The sequence below is a fragment of the Pseudomonas sp. genome, from assembly GCF_030698175.1.
Classification (GTDB): Bacteria; Pseudomonadota; Gammaproteobacteria; order Pseudomonadales; family Pseudomonadaceae; genus Aquipseudomonas.
In genome coordinates this window covers 110,169-131,033 of record NZ_JAUYNT010000015.1, presented here as the reverse complement: position 1 = coordinate 131,033, position 20,865 = coordinate 110,169, and the positions used below count along the sequence as shown (strand labels likewise).

The following is a 20,865-nucleotide window of genomic DNA, read 5'->3' as shown; positions in this document are numbered from 1 at the left end:
AAAGCCGTCGGTGGCCGTTGGCAATGCTCGGCGGCTGGTCGCAGGTTTTGCTGGCTGAGTGCCAACAAGCTGCAAGCAAGACCCGAAACAGCTTTCGATGCGCCAGGCGCCAGCTTTCGTAGCCGTTGCCGGCAGCCCCTTCTTGGCCGTTATGGATAGCGGCTCCTTCAGCGCAGCAAATGCACCACCAACCCAACCAAGCCGCAGCCCAACAACACCTCAATCACCCCGCGCTTAAAGCGCAACAAGGCCACCACCGCCGCCAGGGCGATCAGTGCCGAGAGCCAGTCGAAGTGGCCGGCGAAGCCGGTTGGCCAGAGCACGTGGTAGGCGAAGAACAGCGCCAGATTGACAATTACCCCCACCACCGCCGCCGTTATGGCGGTGAGTGGCGCGGTGAATTTCAGTTCGTTATGGGTCGATTCCACCAACGGACCGCCGGCCAGAATGAACAAGAATGACGGCAGAAAGGTAAACCAGGTAACCAGGCTGGCCGCCACCGCACCGGCCAGAAACGCCTGCTCCGGGCCGAACATTGGCTGCAGATAGCCACCAACAAAGCCGACGAAAGCCACCACCATAATCAAGGGTCCCGGCGTGGTTTCGCCCAGCGCCAGGCCGTCGATCATCTGCGTCGGGCTGAGCCAGCCGTAATGCTCAACCGCGCCCTGATAGACATAGGGCAACACCGCGTAAGCGCCGCCGAAGGTCAGCAGCGCCGCCTTGGTGAAGAACCAGCCCATCTGCGTCAGCGTGCCCTGCCAGCCAAATAGGGCCGTGAGAATCGCCATCGGCACACTCCAGAGCACTGCGCCGACCACCAGTAACAGCGCCAGGCGCGACCAGCGAAAGCGTGCATGTTCGGGGCTTGGCGTGTCGTCATCAATCAGTGCCGGACCAAATGATTGCTTGGCCGCCGCGTGGCCGCCGCCGATGCTGAAGCTCTGCGGCAAATAGCGCCCGCCCAGATAGCCCAGCACTGCGGCCCCCAGCACGATCAACGGAAAGGGCAGTTGCAGCGCAAAAATCGCCACGAAGGAGGCGCCGGCAATGCCCCACAGCCAGTTGTTCTTCAGCGCCCGCGAGCCAATCCGGTGGGCTGCCTGCAGCACTATGGCGGTTACCGCAGGTTTAATGCCGTAGAACAGCCCGGCCACCACTGGCACGTCACCAAAGGCGATATACAGCCACGACAAGCCGATCAGGATAAACAGCGACGGCAACACGAACAGCACCCCGGCGATCACCCCACCCCAGGTGCGGTGCAGCAGCCAGCCGATATAGATCGCCAGTTGCTGCGCCTCCGGGCCGGGCAGCAGCATGCAGTAATTGAGCGCATGCAAAAACCGCTGCTCGGAGATCCAGCGGCGGCGCTCGACCAGCTCCTGATGCATGATCGAAATCTGCCCGGCCGGGCCGCCGAAGCTGATAAAGCCCAGCTTCAGCCAAAACCAGAAAGCCTGGATAAAACTCACCGAAGGCGCGCTCGTTGGCATCGCGCTGGGCGACTGTTGCGGTTGGTTGGACATGGGACTAGGGCTTATCCAGAAAGGTCAGTTTTATGATCGATGAAAGCTCAACAGCCAGCGGCCAATAGTGGTTATCAGCATTGCGGCGCCGCCGCCAAGCCTCGGCAACGCCTCAAAGCAGCGCTTATTAAGCCATTTTGCGCGGGCATAACAAAGGCTCTGTCTCAGTTATACGTTGTGAGGGACCTAAATTTTCGCGAGAGGGAATTAGCCTTGATACCTGTGCTGCCTGCACCGGCCAATCGCGGATAAATCCGCTCCTACAGGGTTGGCCAGCCGATGAAACTATTGCAGGTGCAGGGCTTGTGTAGGAGCGGCTTTTTGTAACCAAGGGCACCGCGAAGCGAGCGCGAGCACACTGGCAATCCTGCAGAACCACTGTTCTGTGGGGCAGCTAAAAACAAATCTAGCCCGCCCGCCGGGAGGCCGGCTAGATGACGTTCGGATCAGGCTTTCCTCTGCCCATTTACCCTGACCTTGGCTTATTATTCTCAGCGGTTAATGACCGCCATTACTCGCCCTCAAAAGGAGTTGAACCCATGCCCACACTCGCCATTCTCTACCCCGTCTTCGCGCTGGCCTGCTGGACCAGCCTGGTCTTGCTGCAAATTCCAATTGCCCGCTTTCGCGCCGGGGCGCGGCGGGAGATCAGAACCGATGATTTCAAATACGGTGAGTCCGCGTCGGTGCCGCCCTATGTGAGCATCCCGAACCGCAACTACATGAATCTGCTGGAAATGCCGGTGCTGTTCTATGTTGTTTGCTTGCTCAGCTTTGTCACCGGTGGCGCGTCGCCGGTCATGTTGGTGGTGGCCTGGGCATATGTGGCGCTGCGCATGGTGCATAGCCTGATTCACCTGAGCTACAACAACGTCATGCATCGCCTCACGGCATTTGCCGCGAGCAACCTGCTGCTGATTACGCTGTGGGTGCTGGCGGCAATGCAGATGTTGGCCAACGCACCGCAAGCCTAGCGCCAAACGATCAGTCAAGCCCTGCGCACAGGCTGCGCTGCCGCCGGCTTTGAAAGCTGATCGGCCAGCAACAAAAAGCCCCGCCAGCAAAACTGGCGGGGCTTTTTTGTGGCGGCTGAGTCAGGCGGCGAGGCTGTTCTGCGCGCGCGCTTGGCCGGCAAAACGCAGCATCCACTCGGCCACCAGTACGCCCTGATGCGGCTGGCTCATGCTGGCCAGCGCCTGCTGGTAGCGCGCCTCGCCGAGGAACTCGCGGCGCAGGCTGAGCAGCCCCAGTTCGTAGTCATCGACAAACTCCGGGTGGGCCTGGAAGCACAGCACCTGGTCGCCGATGCGGTAGGCGGCATTCGGGCAGAACGGGCTGCTGGCCAGCAGCGTGGCATTGGCCGGCAGCTCGGTGACTTGGTCCTGGTGGAACACCAACATATCGAGGCTTTCCAGCGCGGGGTTCATCCACTCTGGCTGCTCAAGCAACTGGTAGCGATTGACGCCAATGCCCCAGCCTTGGGCGGCGCGTTCGGTTTTACCGCCCAACAGCAAAGCCAGTAACTGGTGCCCGAAGCAGATACCGATCAGCCGGTCGCCGTTCTGGTAACGGCTGAGCAGGAACTCACGCAGGGTCTGAATCCACGGATCGCTGCCGAACGAGTCGGCCTTGCTGCCGGTAATCAGGTAAGCGTCGTAGGCCTGTTCGGCCTCGGGATAGCAACCTTCCACCACGTTGAACACATCGAACTGCGCCGGTATCGACTGTTTCTCAAACAACTGCCTGAACATTCGGCCATAGCCGTGGTACTGCTCGATCAACTGAGGTCGGAGGATGTCGGTTTCCAGGATGCAGATGCGCATGGTCATAGTTGGGAATGGTTACCTCTTATTGAAGGATTTATTGAAAAAACGCGCGCTTTTTAACACGTCATTTCACCCATGCAAACCTTGAATTTTAGCACCTTGCAAAACCAGCTGGACCGCTGACGCCACGCGGGTTGTAGCGTTGCCCTGCAGAGGCCGAAATACGGCCTTTAAGTGGTGAATTAAGGGCGAAAAAACGCTCCACAAAAAGTGACCAACGGTAGCTGTGGCAGGAGGCGAACTTTATCGCTAGAGTGCCAGCCATTCGCCTAGCCTCGGCGAGCCGCCGCAAGGATCGCCATGCCCACCCTCAACCGCAGTGATGCCCAGCAACGCGCCGACGATATCGGCGTGTTCAACCGTGAACTCACCCGCCTCGAAGCCGAGCAGGTGGTGCAGCTCAGCGAAGCGCAACGCAGCCACCTGCACAGCCATCAGCAGGCCTTGCTCGCGCAATATCGCGCCGTCTTCGATATCGACCACAACAGCCAGGCGCGGCAACTGTCGCTGGGCATGCGCATCGCCTCGTTCCTCGGCGCGCTGACGTTGGCGGCCAGTGTGTTTTTCCTGTTTTATCAATTCTGGGGGCTGTTTGGCGCAGTGGCCCAGGTGGCGATTTTGCTCAGCGCCAGCCTGCTGTCGTTCGGCCTGACCCTGGCGGTACAGCGCCGCGATAGCTCGGGTTACTTCAGTAAATTGGCCGCGCTGGTGGCCTTTGCCTGCTTTGTGCTGAACATCGGCATGCTCGGGCAAATCTTCAATATCACCCCGTCCGACAAGGCTCTGCTGCCCTGGGCTGCCTATGCCCTGCTGCTGGCCTACGCCTGTGAGGCGCGGGTGCTGCTGGCCGCCGGGATTCTGTGCCTGCTGGCGTTTATCGCCGCAAGAGTCGGCACCTGGGGTGGGACTTACTGGCTGGGCTTTGGCGAGCGGCCGGAGAATTTCTTGCCGGCGGCCCTGCTGATCTTTGCCGTACCGCTGCTGATCTCACAGCGGCGTTTCGATGGTTTCGCCATGACCTATCGGGTGTTCGGTTTGCTGGCGTTGTTTCTGCCGATGCTGGTGCTGGCTAACTGGGGCGACGGCAGTTATCTGGACTATCCGGCCAGCCGCATCGAGGCGAGTTATCAGCTGCTTGGCTTTATCGTGGCGGCGGCGGTGATCTGGCTCGGCGTGCGGCGCGACTGGTCGGACGTGGTGAATACCGGGCTGACCTTCTTCGTTATCTTCCTCTACACCAAGCTGTTCGACTGGTGGTGGGAGAGCATGCCCAAGTACCTGTTCTTCCTGGTGCTGGGTCTGAGCGCCGTGCTGATTTTGCTGATTCTGCGCCGCTTGCGCAGCGCCAATGGCTTGCTGGGAAGGACCGCGCAATGAACTGGAGCCATCGCCATAACCTGCTGGCGGGCCTCGGCCTGATTCTCTTGGTGAATGCCATCGCCCTGGCCGGTGTGGCCTGGAACCGCAGTGAACCGGCCGACAGCCGCTTGCAGCTGTCCGAGCGCGAACTGGGCAACAGCTATGAATACTGGCGTAAGGAAAACAGCGGTCTCGCCCTGCGCCTTGATTACCGCTGGCCCGGTGGCCGCGCCAACGACTACCGCGAGAGTGGCAGCAACCAACTCAGCGCCAGCAAAATGCGTGAGCTGGGCTTCAGTGTGCCGACTGAGTGGAACGAAGAGTCGATGCGCCGCTACCGCCGCCAACTCGACCGCGACGGCTTGTTGGTGCTGGAGTTCAACGGCCCGCTGTATCAACAACAGCTGCAACTGGCACAGCAGCAACTGACTAAAAGCAGCGCCGATCTGGCCGCCCTACCAAGCAACAAAGACCTGCAAGAAACCTATCAAGATGCCCGCGCAGATCTGCAGCGCGAGCAAACCCAGGCCAGCCGTTTGTTTATCATCGATGCTGGGGCCGACCAGGCAAGCCTGCGGGCCAAGTACCCAGATCGCCAGCGCTACGCCATCGTGCGCGGCAAGATCAACGCCTGGGCCTGGCGGCATGACGACAACTGGCAACTAGGGGGCTCGGCGCAGATTCCAGTGGCCGACAGCATCAACCTGCCACAGCGCTGGCATCAGCTGTTCGACAAGCTGCCGGTGCGCAAGGGTGATACCGAGTTTCCACATTCCGGTGGCGACCAGCTGTTTAACGCCGAACTGGCCTTCGGCCAGCGGCTGGAACCCTGGGTGGTGCAGTTGCAGGCGGGTCAGCCGTAGGGGTGGGCTTCAGCCCACCAACCCATGTGGGGGCCATGCGGTGGGCTAAAGCCCACCCTACGCCGGCCGTCGCCGCCCTATGCGTGTCGCAGAAGCCAACACTTACAGCTCGTACAGAAACGCCTCATCAAGCTGATCGGGGGCGCTGATGGTGCTGTCCAGGTCTTTGATCAAGCCGTTTTCCAAGCCGTAAATCCAGCCATACACGGTGATGTCCTGACCGCGCATCCAGGCGTTCTGCACGATGGTGGTGTGGCAGACGTTGCGCACCTGGCGCTGCACATTGAGCTCGCACAGGCGATTGACCCGCTGCTCGTCATCCATGCCAACAAACTGCGCCAGATTCTGGTGGTGCAGCGCCTTGATCGCCCTTAGCCAGTTGTCGATCAGTCCCAGCGCCTGATGGCTGATGGCCGCACGCACGCCGCCGCAACCGTAATGGCCGCAGACGATGATGTGTTTGACCTGCAGCACATCCACCGCGTACTGCAGCACCGATAACAGGTTCATGTCGGTGGCCACCACCATATTGCCGACGTTGCGATGCACGAACAGCTCGCCCGGCATCAGCCCGACCACTTCATTGGCCGGCACGCGGCTGTCCGAGCAGCCGATCCAGAGAAACTCCGGGCGCTGCTGCATCGCCAGCCGCTTAAAAAATCCGGGATCGCGGGCATTCAGCGACTCGGACCAAAACCGGTTGTTTTCCAGCAATTTGTTCAGCTGCATAGGTTCGCTCCAGTTACGCCTCTAACCATTGCCTGTCATGGCAATTCAGTATCGCGGCCACGCCAACGGCGACCTTGACTTCGGTCAAGGTCATGGATGCCGCGCAGTCACCAAACTGTAAGCAGTTAACGGCTTGGAGGGGCGCACATGCCCGACCACACACTGCCTCTGGTGTATTCCTGCTCAGGTTGTTCCAACGTCGCCCAGTTGGCCAATACCCTGGCCCTGCGCCTGGATCGCCAAGGCTTGGCCGAGATGTCCTGCATTGCCGGCGTCGGCGGCCGGGTGCCGGCCCTGGTCAGTAAAGCCAACTCTGGCCGGCGCATTTTGGCCCTCGATGGCTGCCCGCTGCAGTGCGTCAAAGGCTGCCTGGCGCAGCATCACATCGAGCCGGATATTCACCTGATCCTCAGCCAGTCAGGCCTGCGCAAGCGCTACGGCGAAGACTGCACGCCCGCGCAGGTTGAACTACTGTTACAACAGCTGCAGCAACAGCTTGGACAGCCCGCGCCCGCGCCAAACAACACCAGCGCCAGCGGCGAAGAATTCGTTTTTGTCTAATGAGGTAAGTCCCATGCACCCACTGAAACTGTCGTTGCTGTCGCTGGCCATCGCCGCCGGCGTCAGCGGCCAGGTTTGCGCCGCTGAAGACTTCAGCAACCTGTTCACCGGCGGCAAGACCATTCTCGATGCGCGCTACCGCTACGAGTTTGTCGACCAGAACGCCGCCCCCGGCAAAGCCGCCCTCGACCACGCCAACGCGCAAACGCTGCGCACCCGCGTAGGGTTTCAGACCGGTCAGTGGTACGGCCTGTCATCTCTGGTCGAGGCGGATAACGTCAGCCATATTGGCGATGAAAAATTCAACTCCACCCGCAACGGCCAGACCCAGTTCTCCACCGTGGCCGACCCGGACGGCAGCGAGATCAACCAAGCCCTGCTGCGCTATGACCACAAGTACGGCAATGCGGTGGCCGGTCGCCAGCGGATCAACCTCGACAATCAGCGCTTTATCGGCAGCGTCGCCTGGCGGCAAAACGAGCAGACCTATGACGGCGCTTTGCTGCAGTTAAAACCCATTACCGGCCTGACCTTGACCGCCGCCTATATCGACAATATCAACAGCATCTGGGGCCCAGAAAACGGCCGCTACGACAACAAAACCAACCCCGCCAATATCGACGGCCACAGCCAACTGTTTAACGCCCAGTATGTTCTGATGCCGGAACTGACCGTCACCGGTTATACCTATCTGCTGGACCTGGACAACATCGCCACCAACGCCGCCTCGGCGGTTGGCACCCTGTCGAGCCAGACCACCGGCCTGCGCCTGACTGGCGCCATCTCAGGCTTTACCTATGCGGCTGAAGTCGCCCAGCAAAGCGACTACGGCGACAACCCCAACGATCTCGACAGCGACTACTACCTCGCCGAACTGGGCTACACGGTCGCAGGCGTTGGACTGAAAGCCGGTTACGAAGTGCTCGGCGGTGGTGACGACGGCAAAGCCGTGGGCAACCAGAACCTCGCCTTCCAGACCCCGCTGGCCACTAAACACGCCTTCCAAGGCTGGGCCGACGTATTTCTGACCACCCCCGCCGATGGCATCGAAGACGCCTACCTGGGCGCCACCGCACCGCTGCTCGGCGGCACATTGCAGGCTGTTTACCACGACTTCTCCGCCCAGCAAGGTGGCGACAACTATGGCGAGGAATATGACATTTCCTACGGCCACCCAATCCCCGGGGTTAAAGGCCTGGTGGCCCTGGCCAAGTATGCCAATTACGACTCGGCCGACAGCGCCGTGACCGTCGACACCGAGAAGTTCTGGCTGCAACTGCAATACACCTACCTATAGCCGTAACGGCCACCGCGCGCTGCCCGACGCGCCCTCGGCTAACGAAAGCTCAGCCGCCACTGCCTCATTAGAGGTAGTGCGGCGGAGCAATGGTCGTAGCCAGCAAATTTGCCGATTATGCTGACAGGCTTCAGGCCGACGGCCGCTCACTCGCGCGCCGTAATTAAGCGGTTTAATTCGGCGCTTTTTCAGCCGCACAGGATATTCGCCATGCAAGTTCTCGATCGGCGCACAGCATTACAAATCCCCCCCGTGTGGCGCTTAGGCTTTCGCCCATTCTTCTTGGCCGGCAGTGGCTTTGCCGTGCTCGCCATTGGCCTGTGGATAGGTGCACTCAATGGCTTGCTTGGCACTTGGCAACCGGCCGGTGGCTGGCTGGCCTGGCATCGCCATGAGCTGCTATTCGGCTTTGGCGTGGCGATCATCGCCGGCTTTTTACTCACCGCCGTGCAGAACTGGACCGGCCAACCGGGCTTAAGCGGCAAGCCGCTGATGGCCTTGGCGGGCCTCTGGCTGGCGGCGCGGCTTGGCTGGCTGGCCAACTTGCCACTGCCGTTACTGCTGCCCTTGGAGGCGGCGTTTCTGTTTAGCCTGGCCGCCTTGATGGCTCAGCAACTGTGGCGTGTGCGCCAGCAGAGCAACTACCCAATAGTGGCGGTGTTGCTGCTAATGGCCGCCGCCAATTGTTTGTTGCTGTATGGCCTGGCCACGGCCAATGAGATGCTGCAACGCCAAGCCGCCTATGCCGCCCTGTGGCTGGTGGCGACCTTGATGGGGCTGATCGGCGGGCGGGTGATTCCATTCTTCACCCAGCGCGGACTGCGGCGAGTTGAGGGCGTCAAAGCCTGGGTCTGGCTGGACAAAAGCCTGCTGGCCTGCGGCCTGTTGCTGGCCGTACTGTTTGCCAGCGGCTTAGGCCTGCAGCCGAACCCGTGGCTGGCCCTGCCCTTCGCCGCCTTTGGTTTGGGCCATCTGGTGCGTTTAGTGCGCTGGCATGACAGCGGCATTTGGCGGGTGGATTTACTCTGGTCGCTGCACCTGGCATTTGCCTGGATGGTCATCTCCGCACTGGGGTTAGCGCTCTGGCAACTGGGCCTGCTGAGCAGCCCGAGCCAGTCGCTGCACGCCCTGGCCGTTGGCGGCATGAGCGGTTTGATTTTGGCCATGATCGCCCGCGTCAGCCTCGGCCATACCGGCCGCGACCTGAAGACCCCAAAGGCAATGCCCTGGGCCTTCGCCCTGCTGAATGCCGGCGCGGCGGCGCGGGTATTGCTCGTCGGTGTCTGGCCCCAGGCCGCACTGTGGCTCGCGGCGGCATGCTGGCTGCTGGCCTTCGGCTTATTCGTCTGGCACTACGCGCCGCTGCTGATGCAAGCGCGCCCGGATGGGCATCCGGGCTAAGCAAGTTAAACCGAGGACGGGCAACGCGTAGGGTGGGCAACGCGCAGCTTGCCCACCACGGTTTAACCAACCACTGCATCACTCAAAAAAGAACGCGAATCCGAGGTAAAACCGGTGGAAAATGCTTCGCAGTTTTCCACCCTACCCGCCTCCATCAGCCAACACTGAAAGAAACTCAGCGTGCCGCGTGCCCACCATCGCCGTCCAACCCAGCTCACCTTGCGGGGTTCACCCTAGCGACCCGTGACTCAAGCCGCTGTACGCAGCTTCTGCTCTTGCCCGAGCCGCTGCAGGACGGTCCAGAACCATTGGGGCAAATCGTCGGGATCGAGGCTATCGAGCAGGTTCTTGATCGCCAAGCCCAGCTCGGTATCGCCTTCAATCACCAGGCGGCGGCGAAAGAACAAGGTGTCCGGGTCTTCCTGGCGGCTGGCCAGGAGTAAAAAATCGCTCCAATTACCGCTGATGCTGACCTGCGCCTGCGCCCGTGCCGCCACCTGCAAACCGGCGTTGTTGCGAGTCAGGAACCACTCCAACTGCAGGTCGCGCACGTTTAGGCGCAACCAACGGTCACGCAGAATATCGAAGGCGCCGTCGGCCAAGGGCGCGGCAAACAGGCGGTTGAGGCTCTGTTGCAGCGCCAGCCGTTGCAGTACGAAGGGCACATGGCGGGTGAGCGGTAAGCAGCGGCTAGCGCCACGCAAGAGTAAGCCGGCAGGACTCAACATACGCCCAACTCCTCGGCCCGCAGCATCCCCGGCCGACCATGCCAGTAGCCGTTACAGCCCTGTACCGCCAGCGGTGGCAAAGCTCCTTGGCGCACGGCATCAAAGGCCGCGATCACCTCCGCCATACCCTGCACGCGCGGGCTCAGGCGCAGCAGATCGACGCCACTGGCCTGCAATGAAGGGTAATCGGCCAGCAGGTTATGCACGCTGGCGGACATGGTTTGGATGCCGTTCAAGGTAAACAAGGGCGCACCTTCTTGACTCAACACGGCCATGCCTTCGGGGTAGTTCTGACAGCAAATTTCGCAGTCATCTTTGGGTTTATTCAGCGCCCGCGCGGTAAAACAGCGGGCCGAATAGGCCAGGGGTAAATGCCCATAGGCAAACACCTCGATCTGCGGCAACGGCGCCACATCGACCAGTTCGAGATATTGCCCACGCGCCTGGCGGATCAACTCGGCCGAACACTCCACCGGCGGCACCCAGCGCTGCAGGCCGCAGGCGGTCAGCTCCGCCAGCGCATGGCCGTTGTAGATATTCAGCGCCGCGCCGCCGACAAAGCCGACGCCCTTGGCGGCCAAAAACTGCACGGCACCCAGGTCATTGGCCTCCACCATCAGCTCACCGTTCTCACACAGGCGGCGCAGGCTCGACAGTTCCGAGGCGGCCTCCAGCAAGGTCAGGCCGCTAAGCACTATTTCGGCCTTGCAGGCCTCACGCAGGTCGCGCGCCAGCCCCAGCCAGTCGTCCAGCGACAAGGCCCGGCGCTTGCTGCACACCGTTTCGCCGAGATAAATAACGTCCAGCGGTTGGCTGGCCATCTCGGCGTAAAAATCCAATAACTGCGGCCGTTCCCAAGCAAAGAGCACCGGCCCTAGGGTTAATTGCATGACCCGCTCCTACTACTGAGGTTATTTAATAATGACCCGCCACGCTGGGTGGCGGCCGCTGTCGGCGCTATTGCCAAGCGCGGTGGTAGGCGCCCAGGGTGGTCTGGCTGCCTTCGGAGACGGCGGCCAAGGCGCTGCGCCAGTCCGGCGCCACGCTGAAATTTTGCGGGGCCTTGGCATAGGCATCCAGCGCCGCCCGCCAGACCCGCGTGACCTGCTCGACATAAGCCGGGCTGCGCTGGCGGCCTTCGATTTTCACCGCCGCCACGCCCATGCTGACCAGCTCTGGAATCAACTCGATGGTGTTCAGGCTGGTGGGCTCCTCCAAGGCGTGAAAGCGCTGACCATCGACCATAAAACGGCCCTTGCACAGGGTCGGATAACCGGCCGGCTCGCCAGCGGCGTACCTGTCGATCAGCACGCCATTGAGGCGCGAACTCAAGCCCTCGGCATCTTCACTCCAGCGCACTGCACTGGCGGGTGAACACACCCCGCAAAGGTTTGGTGACTCACCAGTGAGGTACGACGACAGGTGGCAGCGCCCCTCGGCCATGATGCACAGGCTGCCAAAGGCGAACACCTCGATCGGCACCGGGCTCTTGCTCGCCAGTTGCTTGACCTGAGCCAGCGACAGCACCCGCGGCAACACCGCGCGGCGAATGCCGTAGCGCTCATGGTAAAAACTCAAGGCCGCCACATTGGTCGCCGAGCCCTGCACCGACAGGTGCAAATTAAGCTGCGGATGGCGCCGGCTGGCGTAGGCCAGCACGCCAGGGTCGGCGGCGATCAGCGCGTCCACCCCCAGCTCGGCGGCGTGATCGACCGCCCGTTGCCTGCGCGCCCAACCGTCGGCGCGGGCATAGGTATTGACCGCGATATACAGCTGCCGGCCCTGCTGGCGAATCAGCTCCAGACCGCTTTGCAGCTGTTTTTCATCCAGGTTAAGCCCGGCAAAATGCCGGGCATTGGTGTCATCGCGAAAGCCCACATAGACCGCATCGGCGCCTTGGCGCACCGCCGCCTTGAGCGCGGGCAGACTGCCCGCCGGACAAACCAATTGCATTGCGTGCTCCTTGAGCCCAGCGGCAGCCCAACACTGCCAGCGAAGCTAAATCTAAGTGCGCCCACTCTAGAGCCCGCCCGCCAAGCCAACCTTGATCAAAGTCAACGATGCGCAGCGCTGATTGTCCGGCTAAGCGCCCCCTCCTACCGCACTAATAGACCTCAGCCGACCGCCGCCCAAGTGCCACTGAGCAGAAACACCCCCCAAGGACTATTCTTTGTGCTTGATTACGCCTGCCATTCGGCACTCGCGAGGTCGGCATGAGCGCCAAAAAAGCAGCCCCGAAGGTCACGCCAAAATCGCCAGCGCCTGGGTTAAACCCGGGCCCTTGCGCCGCAGATCTCCCGGCGCAACTCGGCATGCCGAGCAATAGCGCCGAGATAACGCAGGCACAGCAAGCGCTGCAGCAGAGCGAAGAACAATTCCAAACCTTATTTGAATCATCGCCCGACGCCATCATCGTCTCCACGGATGCAGGCATCATCCACGCCATCAACCTGCAGGCGGAGCGACTCTTTGGCTACAGCCGAGCAGAGTTGCTTGGTCAAGTCATTGAACATTTAATTCCCGCCCGCTTCCTTCACAGTCACACCGAGCAGCGCCAGAACTATCTCCAGGATCCGCACCCGCGCGCCATGGGTGAAGGACGCGATCTGCTGGCAAAACGCAAAGATGGCAGTGAGTTCCCGGTGGATATCAGTCTCAGCCCGATCACCATGGCCAAAGGGTTGATGGTGATCAGCACCATCCGCGACATCAGCAACCGTAAACAGCTAGAACAGCGCCTGGCGCAGCACCGGGAGCAGCTTGAAACCCTGGTCGAAGAACGCACGCAAGAATTGCAAAGGGCCATGCAGAGCCTGCTGATCTCGCAGGAGGCTCTGACCCAGAGCGAAGCCAAGGCAACCTTAAGCACCCTGGTCGCCAGCGTCACCCATGAGCTCAATACACCAATCAGCAATTGCGTCCTAACGGCCAGCACCCTGCAAGCCCTTACCCTAGAGTTTCAAGCCGTGGTGGCCGGGGGGCAGCTCAAGCGTTCCGATTTGAGCACGTTCATTGCTGCCATAGATTCTGCCAGCGAGCTGTTGCAACGTGGTTTGCTGCGTGCCCAGGAGTTATTGCAGAGTTTCAAACAGGTAGCCGCCGATCAGGCCAGTGAGCAGCGCCGCAGCTTCGATCTAGCCGACACCCTGAAAGAAGTGCTTGCCAGCATCGCGCCCAGCCTGAAGAAATTCCCACAGCGGATCAGCCTCGACATCCCAACTGGCATCCAGATGGACAGTTTTCCAGGAGCACTGGGGCAAGTCGTCATCAACCTTGTCAACAACGCCTACCTGCATGGCTTCGAAAATCAAAGCGAGGGAGCTGTGAGCATCGGCGCAGAAGTGCTGGGCGAGCAGGTGAAGTTGCAGATTGCCGACAATGGCGTGGGCATGGCCAAAGAGCACCTTGGCAAACTGTTCGAACCTTACTTCAGCACCAAGATTGGCAAAGGTGGCACAGGCTTGGGCATGGCCATCGTCAGAAACCTGACCACCAAGACCCTGGGCGGAACCATTGCCGTACAATCCACGCCAGGCAGCGGCACCAGTTTTACTATCTGCCTGCCGTTGGTCGCGCCTGACAAACCCCTTAGCTGAGCTTCAGAAACCCGACCGCCGCGGGTTAAATGGCCTGGACTCAGGCCATTTCGTCTGAACTCAATCAGTGCAACAACTGCGCAAAACTCAGGTAAGTCACAGCCTCGCCGACCTGCAGGGTCTGGCCTATTTCGATCACCGCCAGGCCATCACTCCAGCACGCCGAACTGAGCATCGCCGAACCTTGCTGCGGGTGCAGTTGCACACTTAATTGCCCGGCGCCATCGGCCACCAGCCGGGCGCGCAGGTATTGCCGGCGCGACCGTGGGGTGAGCCAGCTAAAGCCTGCGCTCAGCTGCAAGGGCTGCGGCATAACTGCGCTGCGGCCTTGGGCGCGCAACAAGAAGGGCCGCGCGACTATCAGCGCGGTAATCAGGGCCGCCGCCGGGTTGCCGGGCAAACCCAGCCAGGGCTTGCCGCCCACCTCACCAAAGGCCAGGGGCTTGCCTGGCTGGATCGCCAAGCGCCACAGGTGCAATTGCCCAAGCTCGCGAATCGCCTGTTTGAGGTGATCCTCCTCTCCAACCGAGACACCGCCCGAGGTCAGCAGCATGTCCCATTCGGAAGCCGCCAAGCTCAAGGCATCGCGGCTGGCGGACAGGTCATCGGCCATCACCTCGTAGTCGTGCACCTCCATGCCGAGGCTGCGCAGCACCGCGCCCAAACTGAAGCGGTTGGCGTTGTAGATTTGCCCAGGCGCCAGGGTTTGCCCCGGCTCGCGCAGCTCGTCGCCGCTGCTCAGCAAACCGACCCGCAGGCGCCGATAGACCGGCACCTGGGCCATGCCGATACTGGCCAGCAAACCGATTTCTTGCGGCCGCAGGCGCTGGCCGGCGGTGAGCAACAAGGCGCCACTGCACAGCTCTTCACCCTGCTTGCGCACATGGGCGCCCGGCTTTACCGCCGGCAGCCAAACGCCAGTACCTTCGGCGCGGCAATCTTCTTGCGCCACCACGCTGTCGGCGCCCGGCGGCAAAGGTGCGCCGGTGAAGATGCGCACGGCATGGCCGGCCAGCAGGCGGGCTTGCCCGCTGTCGCCGGCGGCAATTCGCCCAGCCAGCGGCAAGTACCCCCCCTCTATCGGCAGGTCCGCCGCCCGCAAGGCGTAACCGTCCATGGCGCTGTTGTCCCAGGCCGGCACATCGCTCGGCGCCGGCACATCGCAGGCCAGCACCCGGCCGAGGGCCGCCGCCAGCGCCACCTGCTCAATCTTGGGCGGGGCCGGGGCGCGGCTAAGCAAATGCTCAATCACCTGATCGACCGGATGCAAGTCGTGACCGTCGCAACCACAGCCGCTCATGCGCGTGACTCGCAGGCGGCCACCGGGCGCTCGGGCAAGGCCTTCAGGTGCGGGACGAAATTGCACGGCCGGGTGCGGCTATCCAACTGCTCGCCGAGAATCTTTTGCCAGCCGGTGCGACAGGCATTCGGCGAACCCGGCAAACAACAAATCAGGGTGCTGTTGGCAAAGCCGGCCAGCGCCCGCGATTGCAAACTGGAGGTGCCAATTTCAACCACTGAAACCTGACGGAACAGCTCACCAAAACCCTCGACATGCTTATCCAGCAAGGGCACCACCGCTTGCGGGGTGTTGTCGCGGGCGGTGAAGCCGGTGCCGCCGGTGATCAACACCACCTGCACCAACGGGTCGACTATCCACTGCGAAAGCTGGGCGCGAATCCGGTAAATATCGTCGATGACGATGGCCCGCGCCGCCAGCGCATGACCGGCCTCTTCCAAGTGGCTGATCAGCGTTTGGCCGGAGCTGTCGGTGTCCAGATTGCGGGTATCGCTGACCGTGAGCACGGCGATGCGTAACGCCTGAAAGCTCGTCTGGGCAAGGTGAGACATGGGCGAATCCTCTGCTTGAAAATTCTCCACAGCCTGCATGCAAGCCCCTGCCCGCACCTATTCCCCGATGGAGGTAGCCGGCGAACTACTAAGGTTTAATGACTATTTCAGGCCGCCCACAAATAACCAGCACTGGCGAGCCGCAAGTAGGGAGTAGGTCGGACTCAGGAGCGCAGCGAACAGTCCGACAATGCGCAGCTAGCCTCAGTAAAACGACACCGAATGACCGGCGCGATCGAAGGCCAGGAAGTTGCTGACACTGCCGCTTTCGATGGCACCCACCATCATCTTCAACGGCTGCTCGGCCTCATCGCCGCTCGGGGCAATGCCGCCGCGCCCAGACAAACCGGCGGCAAACACCAGGTCCCAGGCAATGCCGGTGCGCTGCGACTCGGCCAGCAAGGCATCAAAGTCCGCCAGTTCGCTCGGCAGTTTGTCCACGCACAGCACCGGGCGCAGCGAACCGCCCTGCTGCTCGGCATGCCGCTGCACTTCGGCCTCGGTGGCGTCGGCGGGCAATTCGGCGGCCACAAACACCATCAACAAACGTTGCGGCTCGGCTTGGCCGGCGGCAGCCGTCAGCAGGTCGGCAAACTCGGTAATATTCATCGCGGCGCCTCATAAAATTGAGCAAAGTCATTGCATGCACTCTAACGCCGACAGCGAACTTGACCATATCTCTTAAGGCATAGGCTGACGCGCACTCGCCTGCAGGCTAGCCTCACCTTAGCGGCGTAGACTCGGCACCTCTGCAATTTCAGTAGCTAGCATTGAGGCAATCCATGGCCCACAGCCACGACCCGCATCAGCACGCGCCCCAGCGTTTCGATCGCGCCTTTGCGCTGGGTATCGGGCTCAATCTGACCTATGTGCTGATCGAGGCGTTTTACGGCTGGCAGGTCAACTCCCTGGCGCTGCTGGCCGATGCCGGCCACAACCTCGGCGACGTCGGCGGCCTGGTGCTGGCCTGGGTCGCCATCGCCGCCGCACGGCTGCGCAGCAATGATCGCCACACCTACGGCTGGCGCCGCGCCTCAATACTGGCCAGTTTCGCCAATGCGCTGTTGTTATTGGTGGCCATGGGCTCGCTGGGTTGGGAGTCGCTGCAACGGCTGCAACAACCCGAGCCCATCGCCGGCGTTACGGTGATGGTGGTGGCCTCCATTGGCGTGCTGATCAATGCGTTTACCGCCTGGCTGTTTATCAGCGGCAGCAAGGACGACCTCAACCTGCGCGGCGCCTTTATGCACATGGCCGCCGATGCCTTGGTGTCGATTGGCGTGGTGCTGGCCGGCGCACTCTATCTGTGGCAAGGCTGGCTGTGGCTTGACCCGGTGGTGAGCCTGATCATTGCCGCGGTGATAGTGATTGGCACCTGGTCACTGTTTCGCCAATCGCTGCATTTGCTGTTTGACGGGGTGCCCGAACAAGTTGATCTAGCGGCAGTGCGCCAGTATTTGCAGGGCTTGCCGGGGGTTAAGGATGTGCATGACCTGCACGTCTGGGCCATGAGTACCAATGAGGTGGCGCTCACCGCGCATATGCTGATCGAACCCTTGCCCGCCGATGATCGCTTGCTGCATGAGGTGACGCTGGAGTTGCACGAGCACTTCGCCATCGCCCACAGCACCCTGCAACTGGAAGCTGAGCACGGCTGCCAACTCAGTTGCGCGCGCCCACCGGCGTCGCCGAAGTAACAATCCGCCATTTTTAGCTCGACACAAGAGTCGATAACAGATACCGAGAGGGGAAATTACTACGATTTGAACTTGGCTTGCCGCGAATGAATCCAGTCGACAATTTCCCCCTCAGGGGCATAGCCACTGACGGTTTCACGCAGCAGTTGGCGCACCCGAACATAATCATCTTGCTCAACTGCCGCCATTAACTGCTCCAGCGCCAACTTGAACGCCTCCCATGGCAGATGGTCTTCATTGGCCCGCATGATCATTGGATGGTCGGTCGGGGTAACGTCATCGCCAATCAACAGCTCTTCATAAAGCTTTTCACCGGGACGCAAACCGGTGAACTCGACGGCAATATCGCCATGGGGGTTGCGCTCGGAGCGCAGGGTTAGCCCAGAGAGCAAAATCATCTTCTCGGCCAGTTCGGCAATTTTTACCGGTTGGCCCATATCCAACACAAAGACATCGCCGCCCTGCCCCATGGCGCCGGCCTGAATCACCAACTGCGCCGCCTCAGGGATGGTCATGAAATAACGGGTGATATTGGGGTGGGTCACAGTCACTGGGCCGCCATGACTGATTTGCTCACGAAACAGCGGAATCACCGAGCCAGACGAACCCAGCACATTGCCAAAACGCACCATGGTGAAACGGGTTTTATTCAGATGGGCAACCGCCGATTTATCCCCCAGAAACACCGGCGCCGCCTCGGCACTCAAGGCCTGCAAGGTCATCTCAGCCAAGCGTTTGGTACTGCCCATCACATTGGTCGGCCTTACCGCCTTGTCGGTCGAAATCAGCACAAAGTGCTCAACCCCAGCGCGAATCGCCGCTTGGGCGGTGTGCAAGGACCCCAGCACATTATTCAACACGCCTTCGGCAATATTGTGCTCGACCATCGGCACATGCTTGTAGGCAGCAGCGTGGTAAACCGTATTCACCCCCCAGGTTTGCATCACATCAAACAAGCGCTCGCTGTTGCGAATCGAGCCCAAAATTGGCACCAGGCGCAGCGGTAACGACTCACGCTGCACCCGCCGCTCAAGCTCGGCATGGATGCTGTAGAGATTGAACTCACTGTGCTCGAACAACAGCAAAGTGGTCGGCCCCGTGGCCACAATCTGCCGACATAACTCTGAACCAATCGATCCGCCCGCGCCGGTAACCATCACCACCTGGCCGCGGATGCAGCGCTCAAATAACACTTTCTGCGGGGGAACCGCATCACGGCCCAGGAGGTCGGCAATGTCGACCTCTTGCACATCTTCAACCTTGACCCGGCCACTGGCCAGATCCATAAAACCCGGAACACTGCGCACATGCAGGGGGAACTGCTCAAGCAAGCCCAGTATCTCGCGGCGACGTCCACGGGTGGCCGAGGGGATCGCCATCAAAATTTCGCTAGGGTGGGTTTCATCAATCAGTTGCTGAATGTGCTTAGAGGTGTAAACACGGATGCCCGCAATAACTCGATTGGAGATACTCGGATCATCATCAATAAAGGCAACGGGTGTCATCAGACGCCCCAAGCGCAGTGCAGCGACCAACTGATTACCCGCAGCTCCAGCCCCATAAATTGCGACACGCACACAACCATTGGACTGATTAGTGAAATATGGTTGCTGTGGACCGAACCAATTGCCCATAAAGAACTGACGCATCACCAGACGCAAGCCACCAATCAGCAGCAGACTCAACCACCAGTAGTTAAACACCATCGAACGCGGTATCACTGGCATGTCGTTGCGATACCAATACACCGCTAACGCCAACAATAACGTCGACAGACTAACGGCCTTAACTATCGCCATCAGCGCATCGTTGCCCAAATAACGCATCACCGCCCGGTACATGCCAAAACGAATGAACAAAGGCAAAGCGATCATAGGTGCAGCAATAAATACCCACGCATGCCCAGTAAGGGGATGGACATCTTTGTAGCCCCCCAAACGCACCACAAACGCCAACCACAGTGCGAGCCAAACTAATACGACATCAACTACCACCTGCAAGAGACGCTTTTGCCGACGCGACAAAGTAAGCATCTGTTGGCGAATCCAATCTATCCGGCCTAACATTTTCAAGCCTCCTTTTATATACTCGCAGACAACGATTAACCCGTAACACGCACAACCGCATCCGCCACAATAACCGCATAGCCCGCCAACAAGCGGCCTGCAGCCAAGCTTGAGCGCCAAATTGCACACCACCTGCAAGACTCACACCAATCATAAGACTCCAAACAGGCATCATGCACAGGTTCACTCTGGTTGCTTCAATTCACCGGCTCGAAATTTGACGGCCAGTAACAACAGCGGCGCATAGGCCAGCAGCACCCCACTAACGCCATCCAAACGGCTGAGCCCAACCCACAGCGCAATAGGCAACAGCCACATAAGGTTGATAGCAGCCACAATAAGAGTCACAGGCAAGTGTTTACCAAATTGCCGCGAGGCAAACTGATAGGCATGACTACGATGCGCTTCATAGACCTTATCGCCACGCAACAGGCGGCGCAGCAAGGTAAAAGTGGCATCGACAATAAACACCCCGAGCAAAATCAACCAACTCCACAACAACTGCGGTGCTACCCAGGCGGCTTGCAGCGATAACACGCCCAAAGTAATGCCCAAAAAGCCACTGCCGGCATCGCCCATAAAGATCCGCGCTGGCGGGAAGTTCCAGAATAAAAAACCTGCCACAGCGGCAGCTAGAACTAAAGGCACAACATAGTCCGAGACTGCCGTACCCAACAAAACATACAACAAGGCCCCACCCACACAGACACAAATAGCCTCGACGCTGGCAATGCCGTCAATGCCATCCATAAAGTTATAGAGATTCAACAACCAAACCAGATAGACCGTGGCTAACGCATGTCCAACCCACCCCAGATCAAGCGTAAATCCAAATAGCGTCAGAGGTGGCAAACCACCTAACCAGAACAACGCCCAAATAGCAGCGCTAAAGTGCCCAAGCAAACGCCAACGTACCGATATATGACCGTGATCATTCAAGAAACCGATCAACGCCACCCCTGCACTCCCCCCCAACAGGCCCCAGATAACAACCCAGGGCAGTACATTGGCGAAGGCCAACACCGGCAAAGCGGCCAGAAACGCCACTACTATGGCGACCCCACCGCCAAGTGCTGTCGGTACGGAGTGCGAACTGCGCGCATTGGGAATGGCCATCAGGCTACGAGCCAGAGCGTAACGGCGCAGCGCGCCCGTCAGCAAAAATGCAACGCCCACTACCGCCAGCAAAAACCACCAAATCATCATCAAAAATCAATTTCCTGAAACAGCCAAAATAAAAAATTATGTAGCCGTTAAGTGTTGAGGAGCGCTTATGCAGGGGCAGCGCAGCGTAACCCGACATCTATTAGCACCAGCGTATTCATAACCTGTCGGCGCCCTGCGGACTAACCCGGCCTACGC

General features: G+C 60.3%; 19 protein-coding genes. 8 read left to right on the top strand and 11 right to left on the bottom strand.

What is annotated here, in order from left to right:
• Positions 1-167: 167 nt before the first annotated feature.
• On the bottom strand, positions 168-1,496 hold the full coding sequence (chrA, locus tag Q8R10_RS07215) for a chromate efflux transporter (protein WP_305652448.1): 1,329 nt from the start codon (positions 1,494-1,496) through the stop codon (positions 168-170).
• 572 nt (positions 1,497-2,068) lie between these two features.
• Here chrA and Q8R10_RS07210 point away from each other — a divergent pair.
• A complete protein-coding gene (locus tag Q8R10_RS07210; RefSeq protein ID WP_305652378.1) occupies positions 2,069-2,503 on the top strand; it encodes an MAPEG family protein in 435 nt (144 codons plus the stop codon).
• A gap of 120 nt (positions 2,504-2,623) precedes the next feature.
• Here Q8R10_RS07210 and Q8R10_RS07205 read toward each other — a convergent pair whose 3' ends face one another.
• The gene (locus Q8R10_RS07205; protein WP_305652376.1) at positions 2,624-3,358 is read right to left on the bottom strand and encodes an amidotransferase; all 735 of its coding nucleotides are present in this window, start codon (positions 3,356-3,358) and stop codon (positions 2,624-2,626) included.
• A 297-nt stretch (positions 3,359-3,655) separates the two neighbouring features.
• Between Q8R10_RS07205 and Q8R10_RS07200 the strand changes: the two genes are divergently transcribed.
• Both Q8R10_RS07200 and Q8R10_RS07195 read left to right on the top strand, forming a co-directional pair.
• Positions 3,656-4,732, top strand: coding sequence for a DUF2157 domain-containing protein (locus tag Q8R10_RS07200; RefSeq protein WP_305652374.1), 1,077 nt, complete (start codon positions 3,656-3,658; stop codon positions 4,730-4,732).
• A complete protein-coding gene (locus tag Q8R10_RS07195) occupies positions 4,729-5,577 on the top strand; it encodes a DUF4824 family protein (protein WP_305652372.1) in 849 nt (282 codons plus the stop codon). The genes Q8R10_RS07200 and Q8R10_RS07195 overlap by 4 nt, the downstream gene beginning before the upstream one ends.
• Positions 5,578-5,679: 102 nt before the next feature.
• Here Q8R10_RS07195 and can read toward each other — a convergent pair whose 3' ends face one another.
• Positions 5,680-6,306: a carbonate dehydratase gene (gene can, locus Q8R10_RS07190; RefSeq protein WP_305652370.1), complete on the bottom strand. Its 627-nt coding sequence runs from the start codon at positions 6,304-6,306 to the stop codon at positions 5,680-5,682.
• Positions 6,307-6,453: 147 nt separating this feature from the next.
• Here can and Q8R10_RS07185 point away from each other — a divergent pair, with 147 nt between their 5' ends.
• The 3 genes from Q8R10_RS07185 to Q8R10_RS07175 all read left to right on the top strand — a co-directional run bounded on the left by Q8R10_RS07185 (position 6,454) and on the right by Q8R10_RS07175 (position 9,565).
• On the top strand, positions 6,454-6,867 hold the full coding sequence (locus tag Q8R10_RS07185; protein WP_305652368.1) for a putative zinc-binding protein: 414 nt from the start codon (positions 6,454-6,456) through the stop codon (positions 6,865-6,867).
• 13 nt (positions 6,868-6,880) lie between these two features.
• The gene (locus tag Q8R10_RS07180) at positions 6,881-8,164 is read left to right on the top strand and encodes an alginate export family protein (protein WP_305652366.1); all 1,284 of its coding nucleotides are present in this window, start codon (positions 6,881-6,883) and stop codon (positions 8,162-8,164) included.
• Positions 8,165-8,374: 210 nt separating this feature from the next.
• A complete protein-coding gene (locus tag Q8R10_RS07175; RefSeq protein WP_305652364.1) occupies positions 8,375-9,565 on the top strand; it encodes an NnrS family protein in 1,191 nt (396 codons plus the stop codon).
• 248 nt (positions 9,566-9,813) lie between these two features.
• Here the strand turns inward: Q8R10_RS07175 and Q8R10_RS07170 are convergent, their stop codons facing one another.
• From Q8R10_RS07170 to Q8R10_RS07160, 3 genes are all read right to left on the bottom strand, one after another.
• Positions 9,814-10,293 carry an SCP2 domain-containing protein gene (locus Q8R10_RS07170; protein WP_305652362.1) on the bottom strand — a complete coding sequence of 160 codons (480 nt, stop codon included), beginning with the start codon at positions 10,291-10,293 and terminating at the stop codon, positions 9,814-9,816.
• The gene (locus Q8R10_RS07165; protein ID WP_305652360.1) at positions 10,287-11,183 is read right to left on the bottom strand and encodes a U32 family peptidase; all 897 of its coding nucleotides are present in this window, start codon (positions 11,181-11,183) and stop codon (positions 10,287-10,289) included. The genes Q8R10_RS07170 and Q8R10_RS07165 overlap by 7 nt, the downstream gene beginning before the upstream one ends.
• Before the next feature lie 67 nt (positions 11,184-11,250).
• Complete coding sequence (locus Q8R10_RS07160; protein ID WP_305652358.1) at positions 11,251-12,246, bottom strand: peptidase U32 family protein; 996 nt, start codon at positions 12,244-12,246, stop codon at positions 11,251-11,253.
• Positions 12,247-12,605: 359 nt separating this feature from the next.
• Here Q8R10_RS07160 and Q8R10_RS07155 point away from each other — a divergent pair, with 359 nt between their 5' ends.
• Positions 12,606-13,889, top strand: coding sequence for a sensor histidine kinase (locus Q8R10_RS07155; RefSeq protein ID WP_305652356.1), 1,284 nt, complete (start codon positions 12,606-12,608; stop codon positions 13,887-13,889).
• 64 nt (positions 13,890-13,953) lie between these two features.
• Here Q8R10_RS07155 and glp read toward each other — a convergent pair whose 3' ends face one another.
• The 3 genes from glp to Q8R10_RS07140 form a co-directional block, all read right to left on the bottom strand.
• On the bottom strand, positions 13,954-15,189 hold the full coding sequence (glp, locus tag Q8R10_RS07150; RefSeq protein WP_305652354.1) for a gephyrin-like molybdotransferase Glp: 1,236 nt from the start codon (positions 15,187-15,189) through the stop codon (positions 13,954-13,956).
• Positions 15,186-15,740, bottom strand: coding sequence for a molybdenum cofactor biosynthesis protein B (gene moaB, locus Q8R10_RS07145; protein ID WP_305652352.1), 555 nt, complete (start codon positions 15,738-15,740; stop codon positions 15,186-15,188). Before moaB ends, glp begins: the two co-directional genes overlap by 4 nt.
• Positions 15,741-15,944: 204 nt before the next feature.
• A complete protein-coding gene (locus tag Q8R10_RS07140) occupies positions 15,945-16,349 on the bottom strand; it encodes a ribonucleotide reductase subunit alpha (protein WP_305652350.1) in 405 nt (134 codons plus the stop codon).
• A gap of 173 nt (positions 16,350-16,522) precedes the next feature.
• On the opposite strand from Q8R10_RS07140, the gene Q8R10_RS07135 reads away from it, so the two are divergent.
• Complete coding sequence (locus Q8R10_RS07135) at positions 16,523-17,437, top strand: cation diffusion facilitator family transporter (protein ID WP_305652348.1); 915 nt, start codon at positions 16,523-16,525, stop codon at positions 17,435-17,437.
• 59 nt (positions 17,438-17,496) lie between these two features.
• Here the strand turns inward: Q8R10_RS07135 and Q8R10_RS07130 are convergent, their stop codons facing one another.
• Both Q8R10_RS07130 and Q8R10_RS07125 read right to left on the bottom strand, forming a co-directional pair.
• Positions 17,497-19,470, bottom strand: coding sequence for a polysaccharide biosynthesis protein (locus Q8R10_RS07130; RefSeq protein ID WP_371133298.1), 1,974 nt, complete (start codon positions 19,468-19,470; stop codon positions 17,497-17,499).
• A gap of 216 nt (positions 19,471-19,686) precedes the next feature.
• Positions 19,687-20,709: a glycosyltransferase family 4 protein gene (locus Q8R10_RS07125; protein WP_305652446.1), complete on the bottom strand. Its 1,023-nt coding sequence runs from the start codon at positions 20,707-20,709 to the stop codon at positions 19,687-19,689.
• Between the last annotated feature and the right edge of the window lie 156 nt (positions 20,710-20,865).

Excerpts from the sequence above, each read along its gene's own strand:
- chrA (WP_305652448.1), bottom strand. The coding sequence starts at position 1,496 with ATGCCAACGAGCGCGCCTTCGGTGAGTTTTATCCAGGCTTTCTGGTTT.
- Q8R10_RS07210 (WP_305652378.1), top strand. The coding sequence starts at position 2,069 with ATGCCCACACTCGCCATTCTCTACCCCGTCTTCGCGCTGGCCTGCTGG.
- Q8R10_RS07205 (WP_305652376.1), bottom strand. The coding sequence starts at position 3,358 with ATGACCATGCGCATCTGCATCCTGGAAACCGACATCCTCCGACCTCAG.
- Q8R10_RS07200 (WP_305652374.1), top strand. The coding sequence starts at position 3,656 with ATGCCCACCCTCAACCGCAGTGATGCCCAGCAACGCGCCGACGATATC.
- Q8R10_RS07195 (WP_305652372.1), top strand. The coding sequence starts at position 4,729 with ATGAACTGGAGCCATCGCCATAACCTGCTGGCGGGCCTCGGCCTGATT.
- can (WP_305652370.1), bottom strand. The coding sequence starts at position 6,306 with ATGCAGCTGAACAAATTGCTGGAAAACAACCGGTTTTGGTCCGAGTCG.
- Q8R10_RS07185 (WP_305652368.1), top strand. The coding sequence starts at position 6,454 with ATGCCCGACCACACACTGCCTCTGGTGTATTCCTGCTCAGGTTGTTCC.
- Q8R10_RS07180 (WP_305652366.1), top strand. The coding sequence starts at position 6,881 with ATGCACCCACTGAAACTGTCGTTGCTGTCGCTGGCCATCGCCGCCGGC.
- Q8R10_RS07175 (WP_305652364.1), top strand. The coding sequence starts at position 8,375 with ATGCAAGTTCTCGATCGGCGCACAGCATTACAAATCCCCCCCGTGTGG.
- Q8R10_RS07170 (WP_305652362.1), bottom strand. The coding sequence starts at position 10,293 with ATGTTGAGTCCTGCCGGCTTACTCTTGCGTGGCGCTAGCCGCTGCTTA.
- Q8R10_RS07165 (WP_305652360.1), bottom strand. The coding sequence starts at position 11,183 with ATGCAATTAACCCTAGGGCCGGTGCTCTTTGCTTGGGAACGGCCGCAG.
- Q8R10_RS07160 (WP_305652358.1), bottom strand. The coding sequence starts at position 12,246 with ATGCAATTGGTTTGTCCGGCGGGCAGTCTGCCCGCGCTCAAGGCGGCG.
- Q8R10_RS07155 (WP_305652356.1), top strand. The coding sequence starts at position 12,606 with ATGCCGAGCAATAGCGCCGAGATAACGCAGGCACAGCAAGCGCTGCAG.
- glp (WP_305652354.1), bottom strand. The coding sequence starts at position 15,189 with ATGAGCGGCTGTGGTTGCGACGGTCACGACTTGCATCCGGTCGATCAG.
- moaB (WP_305652352.1), bottom strand. The coding sequence starts at position 15,740 with ATGTCTCACCTTGCCCAGACGAGCTTTCAGGCGTTACGCATCGCCGTG.
- Q8R10_RS07140 (WP_305652350.1), bottom strand. The coding sequence starts at position 16,349 with ATGAATATTACCGAGTTTGCCGACCTGCTGACGGCTGCCGCCGGCCAA.
- Q8R10_RS07135 (WP_305652348.1), top strand. The coding sequence starts at position 16,523 with ATGGCCCACAGCCACGACCCGCATCAGCACGCGCCCCAGCGTTTCGAT.
- Q8R10_RS07130 (WP_371133298.1), bottom strand. The coding sequence starts at position 19,470 with ATGCTTACTTTGTCGCGTCGGCAAAAGCGTCTCTTGCAGGTGGTAGTT.
- Q8R10_RS07125 (WP_305652446.1), bottom strand. The coding sequence starts at position 20,709 with ATGATGATTTGGTGGTTTTTGCTGGCGGTAGTGGGCGTTGCATTTTTG.